We start from the raw sequence: 20,617 nt of genomic DNA, 5'->3' as shown, positions 1-20,617 counted from the left end.
TTTTAACGTTTTTAACGGGAATCAAGTTTGATTATTTTATGGATAAGGTGTTTTCTTACTCCTGCCTAAGGCCTACAGGCCACTCTTGGCGAAACTCAATGTTGTAATGAGTAAGGCATGTACAAGAGGTAGGTCTTAGAGAGTGTTTATCAATTGATGACATTCAATTCCATTTAGTGAAATGAAAGCAAATAGTAAGGAACAGCTATGCTTGCCAATATTAAAAAAACAGCACTAGCAACAGCAATTATTGCAACGGCTACTACAGGTTTTGCATCGGTAGCTACTGCGGCTGAACGCAGTGAACTGACTATCCACCCTAAAGAGTTTACAACTTTCGTTCGTAACTTTAACCCTTTCTTGGGTGCAACTAACCTGCACACAACAACCGACTTTATTTACGAGCCGCTCGTTGTTTTTAACGAAATGCACGGTAACACGCCTGTATTTCGTCTAGCAGAAAACTTTACCATGGCTGATGACCTGATGAGCGTAACCTTCGATATCCGTAAGGGCGTAAAATGGTCTGATGGCAAAGCGTTTACCGCTGATGATGTTGTTTACTCTTTCAACCTAGTTAAAGAGAAGCCAGAGCTAGACCAATCTGGTATCAACTCTTGGGTGACTGGCGTAGAAAAAGTTAACGACTACCAAGTTAAATTCCGTCTAAGCGAAGCAAACTCAAACGTTCCTTACGAAATTGCGAAAGTACCCGTCGTACCTAAGCACGTATGGAGCAAAGTAAAAGATCCAGCAACATTCACAAACGAAAATCCAGTAGGCAGTGGTCCATTTACCGAAATCGACACTTTCACACCGCAGCTATATATCCAGTGTGAGAATCCGAATTATTGGGATGCAGACAACCTAGATGTAGACTGTCTGCGTGTGCCGCAAATCGCGAACAACGACCAATTCTTGGGCAAAATCGTTAACGGCGAAATGGACTGGACGTCTTCATTCGTACCAGACATCGACCGTACGTACGCTGCAGCAAGTCCGAATCACCACTACTGGTACCCACCAGCGGGTACTCAAGCATTTGTAGTGAACTTCAAAAACCCAGACGCTGCGAAAAACGAAGCGCTAACTAACGTTGACTTCCGTCGTGCGTTCTCTATGGCGCTAGACCGTCAAACTATTATTGATATCGCTTTCTACGGCGGCGGTACAGTGAACGACTTCGCATCTGGCCTTGGCTACGCATTCGAAGCTTGGTCTGATGAAGAGACGCACAACAAGTACAAAGGCTACAACACATACAACGCGGAAGGTGCGAAAAAGCTTCTAGCTAAAGCTGGCTTCAAAGATGTAAACAAAGATGGCTTTGTGGATACACCATCTGGCAAGTCTTTCGAGCTTCTAATTCAATCACCAAACGGTTGGACTGACTTCAACAACACAGTACAACTAGCCGTTGAGCAACTAGCAGAAGTGGGCATTAAAGCTCGTGCTCGTACACCGGACTTCTCGGTATACAACCAAGCAATGCTAGAAGGTACTTACGACGTTGCTTACACCAACTACTTCCACGGTGCAGATCCACACTTGTACTGGGATAGTGGCTACAACTCGAAGCTACAAGCTGGTGACGGCATGCCTCGCTTTGCAATGCACTTCTACAAGAACGATAAGCTAGACGGTCTTCTTAACAGCTTCTACAAGACAGCAGATAAGCAAGAACAGCTAGAGATCGCTCATGGCATTCAGAAGATCATTGCTCAGGACCAAGTAACTATTCCTGTGCTATCTGGCGCGTACATGTACCAATACAACACAACTCGCTTCACTGGTTGGTGGAACGAAGAAAACCCTAAGGGCCGTCCAAACATTTGGGCAGGTATCCCAGAGCGTCTACTTCACGTACTGGACCTAAAACCAGTTAAATAAGTAGAAGTTCATTTCAAGCGGCATACATCCCGTGTGCCGCCTATAAAAATCCCTTGTTAACGAAACCAATATGTGGCGCTCGTCGTCAGGGGATTTTTCGCTCTAAATTTCGCTAGGAGCGACCTGAAACCAGAAACAGGGAAAAATCTGGGTGAGTAAGGTGTGAGTTATGGGTTATTTTTTAAGACGTTTGTCGTTCTATCTTGTCGCGCTCTTAGTTGCAGCGACGTTAAACTTTATTATTCCGCGAGCAATGCCTGGTGACCCAGTTACCATGATGTTTGCTAATGCTTCAGTACAGGTGACTCCAGAACGAATCGCAGCAATGAAAGAACTGCTCGGTTTCGTTGATGGGCCAATTTACATTCAGTACTTCTCGTACATTAAAAACATTCTAAGTTGGGAATTGGGCACCTCAATCCAGTTCTACCCACTTTCAGTTAATTCTTTACTAGGTAGTGCATTTGGCTGGTCACTATTTCTAGCTGGTACTGCGGTTGTACTTTCTTTCTCCATCGCTTCTGTCCTTGGTATTTTTGCCGCCTGGAAGCGCGGTAGTAAGTACGATGCATTCGTAACGCCTGGCACATTGATCATTCAAGCTATTCCACAAATGGTTATCGCAATGTTAGCGCTGTTTACCTTTGCGATTGGCCTGAAATGGTTCCCATCTGGCTATGCTTACACGCCAGGTACTATTCCTGATTGGACAAGCTGGGAGTTCATCAAGAACGTGGGTTACCACGCTGTACTACCTCTATTCTGTGCAACCATCGTTCAAATTGGTGGCTTCCTAGTTAACATGCGTAACAACATGATCAACCTTCTCGCCGAAGACTATATCACGATGGCTAAAGGTAAAGGGCTGAGTGAAAACCGCGTCGTCTTTAATTACGCCGCACGTAACGCACTACTTCCAAGTGTTACCGCACTGTCTATGTCTTTAGGTATGGCCATTGGAGGTCAATTAATCATCGAGATGATTTTCAACTACCCAGGCCTAGGTACTGTTCTATTGAACGCAATTCACGCTCGTGACTACCAAGTACTTCAAGGTCAGTTAATTATCATGACGATGTTCATGCTGTGCTTCAACTTAATGGCTGACATGCTGTACATGATTCTAGACCCTCGCCTACGTACGGGAGGCAAATAATCATGAAAGAACTATTCAAACTTATTTTAGGTAACGCATTTGCTCGCATTGGTCTTGGCATTGTTACGCTGTTCGTGTTCGTTGCGATTGCCGCTCCTTTACTTACAAAGCATGCGCCAGACAAGCGAACCGGTAACCCACACGAATACCCAAGCTTTGTTGTAAAACAGGCACAAAACAACCCTGATGGTTGGGTCGCTAAAAACCTAGCAGACGATCGTCGTACACTGCTTATATCTAAAAAGGCCGACCACGTATTAGGTACTAGCCGAATGGGTCGCGATATCTGGTCGCAGGTGGCTTACGGTGCACGAGTATCACTGGGTGTAGGCTTTGGTGCTGGCATCATCGTGTGTTTCTTAGCAACAGTCATTGGTATATCGGCAGGTTACTTCGGCGGTAAAGTGGATGACATATTGAGTGCCGCAATGAACATCATGTTAGTAATTCCGCAGTATCCATTGCTATTCGTGCTGGCGGCCTTTATCGGTGAAGCAGGCCCACTCACCATTGCCTTGATTATCGCTGGTACTTCTTGGGCATGGGGTGCACGTGTTGTCCGCTCTCAAACTATGGCACTACGCGAGAAAGAGTTCGTTAAAGCTGCCGAAGTATTGGGAGAGTCTTCATTCCGTATCATCTTCGTTGAGATTTTACCAAACCTTATCCCGATTGTCGGTGCGAGCTTCATTGGCTCAGTAATGCTGGCGATCAACACTGAAGCGGTCATTTCGTTCCTAGGTTTGGGTGATGCCAACACGATCAGTTGGGGCATCATGCTTTACAACGTGCAAACCTCATCAGCCATGCTGATTGGCGCATGGTGGGAAGTCCTAGCACCGTGTATTGCCCTAACACTACTGGTTACTGGTCTTGCTCTGTTGAACTTTGCCGTTGACGAAATTGCGAACCCTCAACTTCGTTCTCACAAAGGCATGAAACGCTGGAAAAAACTAGCAGCAAAAGACAAGAAAGAACGTGAGCCTGAACTGGCACCACAAAATGCACTATGGAGCGGAGATAAATAATCATGACTGCACCACTAATTTCCATCCGTAACCTATGCGTAGACTACATCACAGACGCGGGCGATGTCCGCGCCTGTAACAATGTGAGCTTCGACATTGCACCAGGTGAAGTATTCGGTCTGGCTGGTGAATCTGGCTGTGGCAAATCCACTGTTGCCTTCTCACTAATGCGCCTTCATAAGCCGCCCGCGTTTATCACAGGTGGTGAGGTGATCTTCAACGGTGAAGATATCCTTCAGTACAGCGATGATCGCATGCAAGCGTTCCGCTGGAGTGAAATGTCGATGGTATTCCAGAGTGCGATGAACGCTTTGAACCCTGTTCTAACCATGGAAGAGCAGTTCTGTGACGTCATCATGCGTCATACCAATATGACTCGCGCTCAAGCAAAAACACGCGCTGAAGGTCTGCTGGAAATCGTTGATATCCACCCTAGCCGATTGAGTGATTACCCGCACCAGTTCTCTGGTGGTATGCGTCAACGTCTAGTAATCGCAATCGCTTTGGCTCTGAACCCAAAAATGATCATCATGGACGAACCGACTACCGCATTGGATGTAGTGGTTCAACGTGAAATTCTACAAAAAATTTACGCGCTTAAAGAAGAGTTTGGTTTCTCAATTCTGTTCATCACACATGACTTGTCATTGATGGTCGAGTTCTCGGATCGTATCGGCATCATGTACTCAGGTGAGTTGATTGAAGTCGCGCCTTCTAAGCAAATTCTGGAAAGTCCTTACCACCCTTACACCAAAGGTTTGGGTAGCTCTTTCCCTCCACTAACTGGACCAAAGACCAAATTGACTGGTATTCCAGGTAACCCGTTGAACTTGCTAGAAGTACCACGGGGCTGCCGCTTCCAAGCTCGTTGCGATCGCGTACATGAAGCATGTACACGTGTACCAACCCAATTACGTCAAATTGAACCAGGTCGCCTCTCAAATTGCCATTTGTACGGCGACACCATTGCTCAAGCTAAGGTTTAACAACAAAAAAACGCTAGCTAAGAACAAAAATTACACTGGAGAGAATTATGAGCAAACAATTCGGCGAACTGCTGATTGAGGGTAAAAATGTCGTTAAGGACTTCCCTTTAAACAGTAACTCAATCAAACAATCTAAGATGCGCGCAATCAACGACGTCTCTTTCAAAATGTACAAGAGCCGCGGCTTGTCAGTGGTAGGTGAATCTGGTTCAGGTAAGTCTACTACTGCAAAAATGATTGCAAAAATGTACGCACCAACCGATGGCATCATTGAATACAAAGGTCGTGATATCCAAGACATCACCTCTCGTCACGATTTAATGACCTACCGTGAAGGTGTACAAATGGTGTGGCAAGACCCGTTTGGCTCGCTAAACCCAACGCACAATATCTTCCACCATATTGCGCGCCCGCTGCTGATTCATAAGAAAGTAGCACCGGGCAACAAGAAAGAACTGGAAGAGCGTGTGTACGACCTACTTGAACAAGTTGGTCTTATTCCACCAAAAGAAACGGCGCAAAAGTTCCCGCACCAGCTATCTGGCGGTCAGCGTCAACGTGTAAACCTAGCTCGTAACATCGCAGTTGGTGCTGAAGTGGTATTGGCGGATGAGCCAACATCGATGCTCGATGTATCAATCCGTGCCGGTGTTCTGAACTTGATGGAAGAGATGAAGTTCGAGAAACAAATGTCTCTGCTCTACATCACTCACGACATCGCAACAGCGCGTTACATTGCTGAAGATCTTGCGGTCATGTACGTAGGTCACATGGTTGAATGGGGCGATACTGAAGAAATCATTCACGACCCTCAACACCCATATACGCAACTGTTGGTATCTGCGGTTCCAGATCCATCGAAGTCTATTCACGAGAAACTGAAAGGCAACAAAGGGGAAATCCCACTTTGGACACCAGAATCTGTCGGCTGTCCATTTGCTGGACGTTGTGTACACGCTACCGACAAATGTCGCGAACGACTACCGGGCGTCACTCAACTGTCCGACAACCACTTTGTCCGCTGTTACTTATTTGAAGATTAATCATAACGAGGGTCAGGTTCAGCCTGGCCCATTCCTGTTTTTATCGTTTCCCGGAGACATTGAATGCTGCTACTGACTAACCACATTGGTTATGAACGTCTGGGCCCAAAGAAAGCCATTATCCAGACCGAACAACCACACTTGTCTTCTTACACTGCTCAATTGATTTGTGCCACTAGCGAGCAAACCGTGGCAACTTTTGCGGTTGAAGAACAAGGTAAAGTGGCGAACTGGCATCAGGGCTATTTCTACCTCATCGACTTTTCCTCTTTCACAGCGTCAGGCGACTATTTCTTGCAAGTAGAAGATACGCGATCTTCCTCTTTCATCGTTGGCGAACACATTCTGTTGGATCAAACTTTGTCAGATGTGATCCACTACTTCAAATCGCAACGTTGCGGTGGGATCTTCGATCAACAAGATCGACAACTTCCAGTGCTAAACTCCAATAAAAAGGTTGATGTACACGGCGGCTGGTACGACGCATCAGGAGATGTTAGCAAGTATTTAAGTCACCTTTCATACGCGAATTATTTGAACCCTCAACAAACCCCAATGGTGGTTTGGAACATCCTAAAAGGGGTTTCATTGCTTGAAGGAAGCGAAGACATTGCAGCTTTCACACGTACACGTCTGATTGAAGAAGCCCTGTTCGGTGCAGACTTTCTTGTGCGTATGCAAAACGAAAAAGGCTTTTTCTACATGACAGTCTTTGACAAGTGGAGCAAAGATACTGCGCAACGCGAGATTTGCGCGTACGAAACTCAACTTGGTCACAAATTTGACGACTATCAAGCAGGCTTTCGACAAGGTGGCGGTGTCGCCATTGCAGCGCTAGCGGCAGCGTCGCGTTTAAGTGTTCACGGTGAATACGATCAACAAAAATACCGCAACGCTGCCGAAAATGGTTACTGGCACTTAAAAGAGCACAATACGCAGTACCTCAATGATGGGGAAGAAAACATTATCGACGAATACTGTGCGCTACTGGCTTGTGTAGAACTGTTTAAAGCAACCAAAGAAACTCGCTACTTGGAAGAGAGCCGTTTGTGGGCGCAACGTTTAGTTGCACGCCAAATGAGCGACGAGCAGATTCAACACTTTTGGTCAGCAAACCAAGACGGCAGCCGTCCATATTTTCACGCAGCCGAAGCAGGTCTACCAGTTATTGCCCTATGCGAATATCTATCAATTGAAGACGACTCAGCACGAGCGGAATCGGTAAAACGTATCGTAAACCTAGCGTGTGAGTTTGAGATCACAATATCGAATAAAGTGATCAACCCATTCGGTTACCCTCGCCAATATGTTAAAGGCGTAAATGAGTCAAAACGCGAGGCATTTTTTGTCGCACACAACAATGAATCCGGCTATTGGTGGCAAGGCGAGAATGCTCGACTTGGCTCTCTCGCGACCATGGCGTACCTTGCTCAACCGCATATAGCGTCGCAAGAAGTACAGCAACAACTTTCTGTGTTTGCTCAAGATGCATTGAACTGGGTTGTAGGCTTAAACCCATACGACATGTGCATGCTAGATGGCCATGGTCGTAACAACCCTGATTACCTCCCTCAATATGGTTTCTTCAACGCAAAAGGTGGCGTGTGTAACGGAATCACTGGCGGCTTTGAAGACGAGGAAGACATTGCATTTAACCCACCTGCACAAAAAGAAGACGTGTTACAAAACTGGCGCTGGGGCGAACAATGGATCCCGCATGGCGCTTGGTACTTACTCGCGATAATGAGTCAAGCTCAGCATGTTTCTCAGTTGGCGACCTCTAAAAATATGAAGGAAGAATAATCATGGGAATGTATTTTGTTGGTATCGATGGTGGCGGCACTTCATGTCGAGCCAGGATTAAAGATTCACAAGGTAATTTTCTTGGCGAGGCCAAAAGCGGCAGTGCCAACATCATGCTAGGTGCTGAAATAGCAATGGCTTCGATTCTTGAATCCATCACTTCGGCTACCGAGCAAGGCGGTCTAACACAACAAGATTTCGCGTCGATGCACGTCGGCTTAGCCCTTGCTGGCGCAGAGCACAAAGCATCTTGGCAAGCCTTCATGTCTCTTCCTCATCCATTTGCCAGTATAACTCTGAATACCGATGCTTACGGTGCGTGCGTTGGTGCACACAATGGCGAAGATGGCGCAATCATGATTGCGGGAACCGGTTCTTGTGGCATCTACCTTAAAGGATTGGAGCAACACGTTGTCGGTGGTCGTGAGTTCCCAATTTCGGATCAAGGTGGCGGCGCAGTGATGGGGCTACGCCTAGTTCAGCAAGTTTTGTTAGCTGAAGATGGCATCAGAGAAAAAACGCCCCTAGCACAACACGTTATGACGCATTTCGAAAATGAGGTCGACAACGTGGTGGCGTGGTCAAAACAGGCGCTTCCTCGTGATTATGGGCAGTTTTCTCCGGCTATTTTCCAACATGCGGAACAAGGCGATGCACTGGCCATTGAAATGCTGAAGCAAACCGCAGCGGATATAGAAATGTTTCTCGTGGCATTAAACAAGCGCGGCGCAACACGTATTTGTTTAATGGGCAGCATAGCTGAACGCATTGTACGTTGGCTTTCACCACCAGTTCAGCAATGGATTGTTGAGCCACAGTTTGACGCGATTGAAGGCGCAATTATGTTTGCTGGCAAACCAGAACATAACCTTTACTCGCTCAGTGCGGCGTAGGAGTAGATATGGAATATCGTGTTGATCTCGTAGTCCTTTCTGAGCAGAAACAAAACTGCCGCTTTGGCCTCACCTTTCATAACTTGAGCGACCAAGACCTAAACAGCTGGAGCTTAACTTTCGCTTTCGATCGTTACATTCTTCCAGACAGCGTTTCAAATGGTCAACTGACTCAAATTGGTAGTTTTTGCACACTTAAACCAGAAGGGGTGGTACTGGCTGCCAACCATCACTATTACTGTGAATTCAGTATTGGTTCGAACCCATTCCGTTATTACTCGGATGGCTTTAACGAAGCGATGATCAACTTTGTCGTTGATGGAAACCCACAGCGCGCACAAGTGGATGTCACGCCTATCGTATTAGCTTCACCATACCGTGAACGCAGTGAGATTCCGGCAAGTTTAACCCATGCACAGCCCTTGCTGCCAAAACCAAACCATATTGAGGTCAGCGATCACTATTTTAGCTTTGATCATCATGCTGGCGTCGCGGTCTATTCAAGCCTGGCCAATTCAGCTAAAGAATGGCTACTTGAAGAGCTTAAGCGCATTCACCAATTTGAGTTCGCATCAGACAATGGCAGTCAGATCATCTTCAAAGGCAACCCAACCTTGGATGAAGGCGCTTACAAACTGAAAGTAGCCGAAGAGTCAATCCAAATTGAAGCAGGATCTTCGTCTGGTTTTACCCATGCTTGTGCAACGTTATTACAACTAATCAAAGTTGGCGATCAACCTAACTCAATGGAAGTAGTTTGTTGTTCAATCAAGGACAGGCCACGTTTTCGTTACCGCGGTATGATGCTGGATTGTGCTCGTCATTTTCACTCCGTTGAGCAAGTCAAACGCTTGATCAACCAACTGGCTCATTACAAGTTCAATACGTTCCATTGGCATCTTACCGACGATGAGGGTTGGCGAATTGAAATCAAATCACTGCCTCAACTGACCGATATTGGTGCTTGGCGCGGATTGGATGAGATCAATGAACCACAGTACACGCACTTTGATGAACGTTACGGCGGCTTCTACACGCAAGAAGACATCAAAGACGTTATCGAATTTGCATCGCAACGCGGCATCACCATCATTCCTGAAATTGATGTACCTGGTCATTGCCGAGCCGCCATCAAGTCGTTACCACACCTATTGGTAGAAGCGGAAGATACCACCGAATACCGCAGTATTCAGCATTACAACGACAACGTCATTAACCCTGCTCTGCCGGGGAGTTATGAATTTATCGACAAAGTGCTAGAAGAGGTCTCTGCGCTTTTTCCTGCGCCTTACGTTCATATTGGTGCCGACGAAGTACCTAACGGCGTATGGTCAAAAAGCCCAGCATGCCAAGCACTAATGGAACAACTGGGTTACAGCGACTACAAAGATTTGCAAGGACACTTCTTGCGTTATGCCGAAGACAAACTTCGTAAATTGGGCAAACGCATGCTGGGCTGGGAAGAAGCTCAACACGGCGACAAAGTCAGTAAAGATACGGTGATCTACTCATGGCTAAGCGAAGAAGCGGCATTGAACTGTGCTCGCCAAGGCTTTGATGTGGTGCTGCAACCAGCACAAACCACTTACCTAGATATGACCCAAGACTACGCACCTGAAGAACCGGGCGTGGACTGGGCAAACCCACTGCCACTAGAAAAAGCTTACAACTACGAGCCGCTCGCTGAAGTGCCTGCTGACGACCCAATACGTAAGCGCATTTGGGGCATTCAAACAGCATTATGGTGCGAAATTATCAATAACCAACCTCGCATGGACTACATGATCTTCCCTCGTTTAACTGCAATGGCAGAAGCATGTTGGACAGACAAACAACACCGAGATTGGACCGACTATTTATCACGCTTGAAAGGCCATCTACCTCTGCTTGATTTGCAGGGAGTGAATTACCGTAAACCGTGGAAGTAATACAAAACTGATGTCGAAACATCACGCTTGAAGAGTTTTTAAATTTTGGCTGCTGATGCAGCTTCGTAAAAAGGAAAGACACAAATGAAATACGGCTATTTCGATAACGAGAATCGCGAATACGTCATCACTCGCCCTGACGTACCAGCACCATGGACCAACTACCTAGGTACTGAGAAGTTCTGTACGGTTATCTCGCACAACGCGGGTGGCTACTCGTTCTACAACTCTCCAGAATACAACCGTGTTACTAAATTCCGTCCAAATGCGACATTCGATCGCCCAGGACACTACGTTTACTTGCGTGATGATGAGACAGGTGATTACTGGTCAATCTCTTGGCAACCAGTTGCGAAGAGCCTAGACGAAGCAAACTACGAAGTTCGTCACGGCTTGTCTTACTCTAAGTTCAAATGTGAATACAGCGGTATTACCGCAACAAAAACTCTGTTCGTGCCAAAAGGCGAAGACGCTGAAATCTGGGATGTAGTGATTAAAAACACCTCTGACAAACCACGTACGATCAGTGCATTCTCATTTGTTGAGTTCTCATTCAGCCACATTCAGTCTGATAACCAAAACCATCAGATGTCTCTGTACTCGGCAGGTACGGCTTACAACGAAGGCGTGATAGAGTACGACCTGTACTACAACACCAACGATTTCGAAGGCTTCTACTACCTAGCTTCAACATTTGACCCAGATTCATACGACGGCCAACGTGACAGCTTCCTAGGCCTATACCGTGACGAAGCAAACCCGTTAGCGGTAGAACAAGGTAAGTGTTTCAATACAGCGCAAACTTGTTACAACCATTGTGGCTCTCTGCACAAGCAATTCACTATCCAGCCGGGTGAAGAAGTTCGCTTTGCTTACATTCTAGGTATCGGTAAAGGCAATGGTGACCGTCTACGTGCTAAGTACCAAGACCTTGCAGAAGTCGACAATGCATTTGCGGGTATCAAAGCACACTGGGATGAGCGTTGTGGCAAGTTCCAAGTGAAATCACCAAACGAAGGTCTAGATACCATGATCAACGCTTGGACCCTATACCAAGCAGAAACGTGTGTGGTGTGGTCTCGTTTTGCTTCATTCATCGAAGTGGGTGGTCGTACAGGTCTTGGTTACCGCGATACAGCGCAAGATGCAATCTCAGTTCCTCACGCTAACCCAGCAATGACGCGCAAACGTATCGTTGACTTACTGCGCGGCCAAGTAAAAGCGGGCTACGGTCTACACCTATTCGATCCAGATTGGTTTGATCCAGAAAAAGCGGATGTTAAACCATCTAAATCTCCAACCGTAGTTCCAACACCTTCTGATGAAGACAAAATTCACGGCATCGAAGACACTTGTTCCGATGACCATCTATGGCTAGTTCCAACCATCTGTAAGTACGTGATGGAAACCGGTGAGCACAGCTTCTTCGACGAAGTGATCCCTTACGCCGACGGTGGCGATGCAACGGTTTATGACCACATGAAAGCCGCGCTAGACTTCTCGGCTGAATACGTAGGTCAAACCGGTATCTGTAAAGGTCTGCGTGCAGACTGGAACGACTGTCTGAACCTAGGTGGCGGCGAATCTTCAATGGTGTCGTTCCTACATTTCTGGGCACTGCAGGAGTTCATCGACCTAGCGAAATACCTAGGTAAGGAAGCCGACGTTGAAAAATACACCGAGATGGCAGCAAACGTTCGTGAAGCGTGTGAAACCCACCTTTGGGATGACGAAGGTGGTTGGTACATCCGTGGTCTGACGAAGAATGGCGACAAGATCGGTACTGCGCAACAAGCGGAAGGCCGAGTACACCTAGAGTCAAACACACTTGCGGTACTTTCTGGTGCGGTATCTCAAGAGCGTGGCGAAAAAGCGATGGACGCTGTCGATGAGAACCTGTTCTCTGAATACGGCCTTCACCTAAACTCACCATCTTTTGCAACACCGAATGATGATATCGGCTTCGTAACTCGTGTTTACCAAGGCGTAAAAGAGAACGGTGCGATATTCTCGCATCCAAACCCATGGGCTTGGGTAGCTGAAGCTAAACTGGGTCGTGGTGATCGTGCAATGAAGTTCTACGATGCGCTAAACCCATACAACCAGAACGACATCATCGAAAAACGTATTGCAGAACCATACTCATACGTACAGTTCATCATGGGTCGTGACCACCAAGACCACGGTCGTGCAAACCACCCATGGTTAACAGGTACGTCAGGCTGGGCTTACTTCGCTGTTACCAACTTTATCCTTGGTGTGCGTACAGGCTTCGATGGCCTAACTATCGATCCATGTATCCCAACGAACTGGCCTGGTTTCGAAGTGACTCGTCAATGGCTAGGTGCAACGTACAACATCAAAGTCGTTAACCCAGACTCAGTAAGCAAAGGCGTTAAGTCGATTACTGTGAACGGTGAAGCAGTGAATGGTGCCTCTGTCCCAGTTCAAGCGGAAGGTTCAGTAAACGAAGTTATCGTTACTCTAGGTTAATCATCTTTTAGGGGAGTCCTTCTCCCCTTTTGATTTATCCGGTGCATTTATGTTTTACAAGTGCATCGGTTCGCTAGCAAAGATTTAAGACGCGGTGGGATGCCGCTCTTATCGAGGATCGAATCATGATCAAATTTGGTACAGGCGGTTGGCGTGCATTTATCGGTGAGGAGTTCACTAAAGATAACGTACGCTTGGTTGCCCAAGCAGTTGCAAACATCACGAATAACGAATCGGTTGCTGATCGCGGTTTTGTGATTGGCTATGACCGTCGTTTTCTTTCCGATAAAGCAGGTCGTTGGTTCGCTGAAGTTCTAGCAGCAAACGGCATTGTGGTCAGCTTTATCGACAAATTTGTCCCAACACCTATCGTAATGTTTAAAGCGAAAGAAATGGGCTGCGCATACTCGGCATGTATTACCGCATCACACAACCCTGCCGATTACAACGGCATTAAAGTCTTCATTGAAGGCGGTCGTGACGCAGATGAAATCATCACCCAAAAAATCGAATCACAAATAGACGCGCTCACTGCGCAAGATGTAAAAAGCGTCGACTTTGAACAAGCGGTTGAAGATAAGCTGATTGAAATCATCAATCCGATGAACGAATTCGTTGACTCAATCATCGACTTTATCGACATCGGAGCGATCAAGAAGGCGAATTTACGTGTTTTGATCGACCCAATGTTTGGTGTCGCGAAAAACGCACTGCAAACCGTATTAATCAACGGCCGCTGTGACGTTGATGTGATTAACGATGGCAAAAACCCAGATTTCGGTGGGTTAATGCCTTCGCCAAGCGCTGCAACACTCTACCGTTTGATGCACCTAGTGAAAGAGCAAGGTTACGATATTGGCATCGGTACTGATGGCGATGCGGACCGTCTTGGTATTATCGACGAAAAAGGTAACTTCATTCATCCAAATGAAGTGCTACTGCTGCTTTACTACTACCTACTTGAATACAAAGGCTGGAAAGGCTCCGTGGTACGTAACATCGCAACCACCCACCTTCTCGATAAAGTCGCCGAAGATCATGGCGAGAAATGCTTTGAGGTTCCTGTAGGCTTTAAGCACATCAGCTCCCAAATGGAAGCGGATGACTCACTGATTGGCGGGGAAAGCTCAGGCGGCCTAACCATTCGCGGCCACATCAAAGGTAAAGACGGCGTATTCGCATCAAGCCTATTGGTAGAAATGATTTCAGCAACCGGCAAGAAGCTGTCTGAGTTGCTGGATGAAATCTACGGCAAGTACGGCTATGCCTACATGGCAGAAGGCGATTGTAAGTTCAAACCAGCGCAAAAAGACGTTCTGTTCAACAAGATTTATGTTGAAAAGCAGTTGCCTGAGTTTGAGTTTGAAATCGAAAAAGTCAGCTATGAAGATGGTGCGAAAGTCTACTTCAAAAACGGCGGTTGGATCATCGCCCGCTTCTCTGGCACTGAGCCACTGCTACGAATTTTTGCAGAGATGCAAGATAAGGACACTGCGGAACGTGTTCTTCAACAGTTTAAAGACTTCTTGTCTTTATAACTGAACCTTGTGCCCGCTTCGAGCACTATGATGAGAGTCGACGCTGTCTGAAAAGGCGCTCATCAACAGGAGAAGAGCACTTGCCCGGCTCCACTGCCGGGCTTTTTTATTGTATGTTGGAAAGTCGTAAACGAGATAGCAAAGATACTCAGGAGCGTTAAGCAAATGCCAGGACGCCTTGCGTTTCAATTTTCACCGCGACGGACTCACCTATATTTAATGCTTGCGAAGCTGTAGCTAACAAACGATCACCATTCGCGTTAATCACATAACGGCAGTGATCACCCATAAAATGCTGTTCCAATACGGTTACCGAACTATCTTCATCGGATTGAATTTGCACATGCTGCGGTCTTAGCAGTAAAGAGCACTCCGCCTGTACTGGAATATCTTGTTGAGCCGTGGCTTCAACCACGCCCAAGTGGGTTTCATATTCTGAATTCGAAACTCGTTTAGCAGCAAGGTAACTGCCACCACCTAAGAAATCAGCGACAAATTTACTTGAAGGTTGGTAGTAAAGCTCAGATGCTGTGCCATATTGCTCGATGACTCCATTGTTCATCACTGCCATTTTATCGGCGAAAGCAAAAGCCTCTTCACGGCTATGCGTAACAAAAATGGCAGTCACACCTTGGGCCTTAAAAATCTTACGGATCTCACTTATCAACTCATGGCGAACTTGCGTATCAATATTAGAAAACGGTTCATCCAGTAACAGTAAGTCTGGGCTGTAAGCTAATGAGCGAGCAATCGCAACACGTTGCTGCTGTCCACCAGACAATTGATGAGGATAACGATCGCCATAACCTTGAAGGTGCACGAGTTCTAACATTTCTTGAACTTTGGCATTTTTCTCTTTTGTCGAGCTCTGCTTTAAGCCAAAGGCAATGTTTTGCGCCACCGTCAAGTGAGGAAAAAGTGCGTAATCTTGGAAAATCATCCCTATGTTACGCTGTTCTGGCGGCAACCAGTTTTCCCCATCATCAATTGTGACGCAATTTAGACTCATTTCGCCTGACGTTAACGGCAATAATCCCGCAACGGCCTTTAATAGTGTTGTTTTCCCACAGCCACTAGCTCCTAGCAAACAGACAATCTGCCCTTGTTCTACCTCAAGAGACAATGATTCGAGTACAGTTTGATAATCATATTGGCACGTTAGGTTTTTAATTGATAATGCACAGCTCATCAGTGATTTTGCTCCAGTGAACGGTTAACAACAACAAGCGGGATCAACCCAACAAGAACCAACAGGACCGCTGGCAAAGCGGCCAATTCTAAATGCTCATCCGAGGCGAAGTTATAAACGTATGTGGCTAGTGTTTCAAAGTTAAACGGACGAAGTAACAAAGCCGCATTGAGCTCTTTCATTGACTCGATAAACACTAATAAAGCCGCAATCAGTGCACCGCGCTTAACCAGCGGAAAGTGCACGCGCCACAGCATGACATTGGGCTTACAACCCATAGTGCGCGATGCCATATCTAACGACGGAGAAATTTTATTTAAATTACTCTCGATACTACCAATCGCTACCGCGGAAAAGCGCACAACCATGGCAAATACTAGTGCGAACATGGAACCAGAAAAAATAAGTCCCGGTCTTCCCCACTCCATGGCTTTAGCAACGTCGTTGACACGATGATCCATAAACAGCACAGCGACCATCACACCGATGGCTAGTACCGTTCCTGGTACTGCATAACCCATAGAAGAAAGACGCATAAATGCCAAGCTTTCTCGTTTACCATTGACTCGATGGGTAAAGTTAACGATCAGTGCGACAGCGACACCAATAATCGCAGCAATAACAGACACAACTAAGCTATTCCATGCGTATTCACGAAACTCTGAGGTCCAACTCTGCGCAAAATAAGTGATCGCATAATCAATCAGCTGTAGTAGCGGCAAAATAAACGCGACCGAAACCAAGCCCCAGCACCAAACTAGTGCGGTCCACTTTTTCCAGCCCGTCAACTCGTAACGAAAATCTTCGTGACTGTTAAATTGGCTTTGAAAAAGCTTTTGTTTACGGCGGCTGTATCGTTCTGCACTAAGAAGCAGTACTACAATGACGAGCATCATGGCAGAAATCTTGGCTGCCGCATTAAGATTAGAGTACCCCAACCAAGTATCGTAGACCGCTGTGGTTAACGTACTCACCGCGAAGTAACTTACCGTACCAAAGTCGCCAATGGTCTCCATTGCGACCAATGATAAACCCACTGCGATAGAGGGTCTTACTAACGGCATCGAGATGCGCCAAAAGCTTTCCCATGGAGAGCACTTGAGCAAACGCGCGCTTTGCAATAAAGAGACATTTTGCTCCATAAACGCAGCCCGGCACAATAAATACACGTAAGGATACAACACCAAAGCCAACACAAAGGTCGCACCAGGCAACGTACGAATGTCAGGGAACCAATACTCGCCAGGTCCCCATCCGGTTACATCACGCAAAAAGATTTGAATTGGACCTGCAAAATCAAACCAATCAGTAAAAATATAACCAATGATATAACCTGGCATTGCAAGAGGTAGTACCAATGCCCACTGCAACCATTTTTCGGTCGGCAGTTTACACATGGCCATTATCCAAGCGCTTGGAATACCAAGAATTAAGGACAGCACCATTACGCCAACAGTTAGCGCAACCGTGTTAAAAATATAAGTCGGCATGACCGTTGCCATTAAATGAGCAAACAAATCATCCGTTTCACCAATCGCGGTGTAGAAGATCGCTAAGATCGGCAAAACCAGTAGCAGAGTTATTACCCCACTACTGGTTTTCCATAAAGATTGTTTATCTTTCATCGCCTAATTACTGCAAGGCTGTATGAAATACAAATGCTGTTGCAAATACATCTCATATCCTTTAATCAAATGGGGGTACTGTTATACCCCCACAAGGAATTAAAGGTCAAATTTCACTTCGTCTAATAGCTTAATTGCCGCTTCGTGGTTGGCTGCAATATCGTCTAGAGAAAGCTTGTCTGCTTTAAAGTCACCCCAAGATTCCACAAGCTCAGAACGCTTCACGCCTTCTTTAACTGGGTACTCATAGTTAACTTCTGCGTACATTTGCTGCGCTTTGTCACCCGTTAGGAATTCCATTAGCTTCACAGCATTGTCTTTGTTTGGAGAGTACTTCGCCATCGCCATACCAGAGATATTCACGTGAGTGCCTGTAGTCTCTTGATTAGGGAAGTTGATGTAAACTGCATCAGCCCAAGCTTTTTGCTCTTTGTCGTTAACCATTTTACCTAGGTAGTAGCTGTTACCTAGAGAAACATCACATAGGCCTTCTTTGATCGCTTTAACTTGTGCACGATCGTTGCCTTGTGGTTTGCGAGCAAGGTTTGCTTTCACACCTTCCAACCACTCTTTGGTTTCTGCTTCGCCATTGTGAGCAATCATTGCTGAAACTAGAGAAACGTTGTACGGGTGCTTACCGCTACGAGTACAAATTTTACCTTTGAACTCTGGCTTAGCTAAGTCTGCGTAGTTGAAATCTGCGCCTAGTTTACCTACGCGATCACGTGATGAATAAACGCTACGAGAACGTAGAGTTAGAGCAAACCACTCATTCTCTTTATCTTGGTATTGAGCAGGTACGTTTTCTTCAATGATTTTGCTATCGACTTTCTGAACTAAACCTTTGTTTGTCAGTTCAGCTAGACGGCTGATGTCTGTCGTAAGAATAACGTCAGCAGGGCTGTACTCACCTTCTTGAGCTAGCTTTTCTGCTAAGCCTTTTTTAGCAAATTTTACGTTTACTTTGATACCAGTTTCTTTAGTGAACTCATTGAACATAGGTTCAACTAGGAAAGGTTGACGGTAAGAGTAGACGTTCACTTCTTCAGCAGCCATTGCTGTTGGAGCTAGAGTAGCGCAAGTTAGTGCTGAAAGAGTTAGCAGTTTTTTCATTGTTTAATCCTTTACCATGCTAATGATAACGTTTATCAGTTGCGTTATTATATGTATGTTCAATAAGAAGACAATGACGAATATTAAAAAACCTGCTCATCGGAGCAGGTTTTATTGTGTTAAGTGTGTAACCATTTATTACAAGCTAATGATTATTTCACTGTAACAAACTCTGGGTAAGCACCAACACCACAATCATGCATGTCCATACCTTCCATTTCTTCATCTTCTGTAACGCGAATCCCAACGGTTGCTTTCAAGATTGCCCACACAACTAGGCTGGCACCAAATACCCAAGCAAAGATAACTACGGCACCTAAAAGCTGTGCACCAAACGTTGCATCACCGTTGCTCAGTGGCACTACCATTAGGCCGAAGAAACCACACACACCGTGAACTGAGATAGCACCTACTGGATCGTCAATTTTAAGTTTATCTAGAGCAATGATACTGAATACAACTAGTGCACCCGACACCGCACCAATCGCAACCGCGTACAGTGGTGATGGCGATAGAGGGTCTGCAGTGATGGCAACCAAGCCAGCTAGCGCGCCATTGAGAATCATCGTTAAATCGGCTTTACCCCAAGTAGTTTTACAAACGAATAGCGCCGCAATTGCACCGGCAGCCGCTGCTGCGTTAGTGTTTAGAAAGATCTGACCTACCGCTGTAGCATTCTCAAAATCTGAAACCATCAACTGAGAACCACCGTTAAATCCAAACCAGCCAAACCAAAGGATAAAAGTACCCAACGTTGCCAAAGGCATGTTAGAACCTGGAATCGGATAGATTTCACCATTTTTACCGTACTTACCCTTACGCGCGCCAAGCAGTAACACACCAGCAAGAGCAGCAGAAGCACCTGCCATATGTACGATACCAGAACCCGCAAAGTCACTAAATCCAGCTTCTGCTAGGAAGCCTCCACCCCATGTCCAGTAACCTTCCATTGGATAGATAAACGCAGTTAAAATCGCAGAGAAAATCAAGAAAGACCAAAGCTTCATGCGCTCAGCTACCGCACCAGAAACGACGGACATGGCAGTTGCAACGAAGACAACTTGGAAGAAGAAGTCAGACTCTAAAGAGTGGTCGGCCCCTTCACCTTGAGTACCAATTAAAGTACCAAATGAAGGTAACCAGCCTCCTTCTCCATTATCGACATACATGATGTTATAACCGACAATCAGAAACATCGTACATGCGATGGCGTACAAACAGATGTTCTTCGTAAGAATTTCTGTTGTGTTTTTAGAGCGCACAAGGCCAGCCTCTAGCATCGCAAAGCCTGCTGCCATCCACATTACCAACGCACCGGAAATGAGGAAGAAAAAGGTGTCAAGTGCGTAACGTAACTCGGTTACTGTTGTTGTTAATTCCATAATAAGTATCTCCAATCCTTTGAATTCTTAAAGTGCTTCTGCGTCCATTTCGCCAGTTCGGATACGCACCGCTTGGTTCAGATCGTAAACAAAAATTTTACCGTCGCCGATTTTTCCGGTTTGCGCAGCTTTTGTAATTGCTTCAACAACGCGATCTACATTGTCTGCGTGAGTCGCGATTTCAATTTTCACCTTTGGTAGAAAATCGACTTGATACTCTGCACCGCGGTACAATTCCGTGTGACCTTTTTGACGACCGAACCCTTTAACTTCTGATACTGTCATCCCTTCGATACCGACATCAGCCAATGCTTCTCGTACATCGTCTAATTTAAACGGCTTAATAATGGCATTGATTATTTTCATTGAGTTATCTCCGAAGCTTTCATCCTGAAACACTTCTTATAATCCAATCTACGTGCCAAGTTTTTAAGTTATTGAATAATAAAAACTAACCTCAATTTACATATCTATAAACAAAAAGGGCGCACCATATCGGTGCGCCCTTTTCACAAATTTAAAGCAACGGCAGAGAAGTTACCCAAAACTG

At 45.9% G+C, this 20,617-nt stretch carries 15 protein-coding genes; 10 read left to right on the top strand and 5 right to left on the bottom strand.

Going from position 1 to position 20,617, the window contains the following annotated elements; translation table 11 throughout:
• Positions 1-207: 207 nt before the first annotated feature.
• From R7E51_RS12665 to R7E51_RS12620, 10 genes are all read left to right on the top strand, one after another.
• Entirely contained in the window at positions 208-1,890 is a 1,683-nt protein-coding gene (locus R7E51_RS12665; RefSeq protein ID WP_005380037.1) for an ABC transporter substrate-binding protein, read from the top strand.
• A 169-nt stretch (positions 1,891-2,059) separates the two neighbouring features.
• The gene (locus tag R7E51_RS12660) at positions 2,060-3,046 is read left to right on the top strand and encodes an ABC transporter permease (RefSeq protein WP_005380038.1); all 987 of its coding nucleotides are present in this window, start codon (positions 2,060-2,062) and stop codon (positions 3,044-3,046) included.
• Between the two features lie 2 nt (positions 3,047-3,048).
• Positions 3,049-4,074 carry an ABC transporter permease gene (locus R7E51_RS12655; protein WP_017820411.1) on the top strand — a complete coding sequence of 342 codons (1,026 nt, stop codon included), beginning with the start codon at positions 3,049-3,051 and terminating at the stop codon, positions 4,072-4,074.
• A 2-nt stretch (positions 4,075-4,076) separates the two neighbouring features.
• Positions 4,077-5,060, top strand: a complete 984-nt coding sequence (locus tag R7E51_RS12650; RefSeq protein WP_005380040.1) for an ABC transporter ATP-binding protein — start codon at positions 4,077-4,079, stop codon at positions 5,058-5,060.
• Between the two features lie 47 nt (positions 5,061-5,107).
• Positions 5,108-6,103: an ABC transporter ATP-binding protein gene (locus R7E51_RS12645; RefSeq protein WP_005380041.1), complete on the top strand. Its 996-nt coding sequence runs from the start codon at positions 5,108-5,110 to the stop codon at positions 6,101-6,103.
• Positions 6,104-6,166: 63 nt separating this feature from the next.
• The gene (locus tag R7E51_RS12640) at positions 6,167-7,906 is read left to right on the top strand and encodes a glycoside hydrolase family 9 protein (RefSeq protein WP_017820410.1); all 1,740 of its coding nucleotides are present in this window, start codon (positions 6,167-6,169) and stop codon (positions 7,904-7,906) included.
• A gap of 2 nt (positions 7,907-7,908) precedes the next feature.
• On the top strand, positions 7,909-8,799 hold the full coding sequence (locus R7E51_RS12635) for an N-acetylglucosamine kinase (protein WP_017820409.1): 891 nt from the start codon (positions 7,909-7,911) through the stop codon (positions 8,797-8,799).
• 8 nt (positions 8,800-8,807) lie between these two features.
• Positions 8,808-10,727 (top strand): beta-N-acetylhexosaminidase, encoded by a 1,920-nt coding sequence (locus tag R7E51_RS12630; protein WP_017820408.1) that lies wholly within the window; start codon positions 8,808-8,810, stop codon positions 10,725-10,727.
• 84 nt (positions 10,728-10,811) lie between these two features.
• On the top strand, positions 10,812-13,220 hold the full coding sequence (locus R7E51_RS12625; RefSeq protein WP_017820407.1) for a GH36-type glycosyl hydrolase domain-containing protein: 2,409 nt from the start codon (positions 10,812-10,814) through the stop codon (positions 13,218-13,220).
• A 125-nt stretch (positions 13,221-13,345) separates the two neighbouring features.
• Positions 13,346-14,758, top strand: coding sequence for a phosphoglucomutase/phosphomannomutase family protein (locus R7E51_RS12620; protein ID WP_017820406.1), 1,413 nt, complete (start codon positions 13,346-13,348; stop codon positions 14,756-14,758).
• A 157-nt stretch (positions 14,759-14,915) separates the two neighbouring features.
• Here the strand turns inward: R7E51_RS12620 and R7E51_RS12615 are convergent, their stop codons facing one another.
• The 5 genes from R7E51_RS12615 to R7E51_RS12595 all read right to left on the bottom strand — a co-directional run bounded on the left by R7E51_RS12615 (position 14,916) and on the right by R7E51_RS12595 (position 20,433).
• Positions 14,916-15,947 carry an ABC transporter ATP-binding protein gene (locus tag R7E51_RS12615; RefSeq protein WP_206957700.1) on the bottom strand — a complete coding sequence of 344 codons (1,032 nt, stop codon included), beginning with the start codon at positions 15,945-15,947 and terminating at the stop codon, positions 14,916-14,918.
• A complete protein-coding gene (locus tag R7E51_RS12610) occupies positions 15,947-17,572 on the bottom strand; it encodes an ABC transporter permease (protein ID WP_017820404.1) in 1,626 nt (541 codons plus the stop codon). The genes R7E51_RS12615 and R7E51_RS12610 overlap by 1 nt, the downstream gene beginning before the upstream one ends.
• A gap of 99 nt (positions 17,573-17,671) precedes the next feature.
• Entirely contained in the window at positions 17,672-18,685 is a 1,014-nt protein-coding gene (locus R7E51_RS12605; RefSeq protein ID WP_005386566.1) for a Fe(3+) ABC transporter substrate-binding protein, read from the bottom strand.
• Between the two features lie 152 nt (positions 18,686-18,837).
• On the bottom strand, positions 18,838-20,067 hold the full coding sequence (locus tag R7E51_RS12600) for an ammonium transporter (protein ID WP_005386568.1): 1,230 nt from the start codon (positions 20,065-20,067) through the stop codon (positions 18,838-18,840).
• A 27-nt stretch (positions 20,068-20,094) separates the two neighbouring features.
• Entirely contained in the window at positions 20,095-20,433 is a 339-nt protein-coding gene (locus R7E51_RS12595) for a P-II family nitrogen regulator (RefSeq protein ID WP_005386570.1), read from the bottom strand.
• Positions 20,434-20,617 lie beyond the last annotated feature (184 nt).

The organism is Vibrio sp. Vb1166 (assembly GCF_033338695.1).
Lineage (GTDB): Bacteria > Pseudomonadota > Gammaproteobacteria > Enterobacterales > Vibrionaceae > Vibrio > Vibrio alginolyticus.
This window is presented reverse-complemented; position numbering and strand designations above follow the sequence as displayed.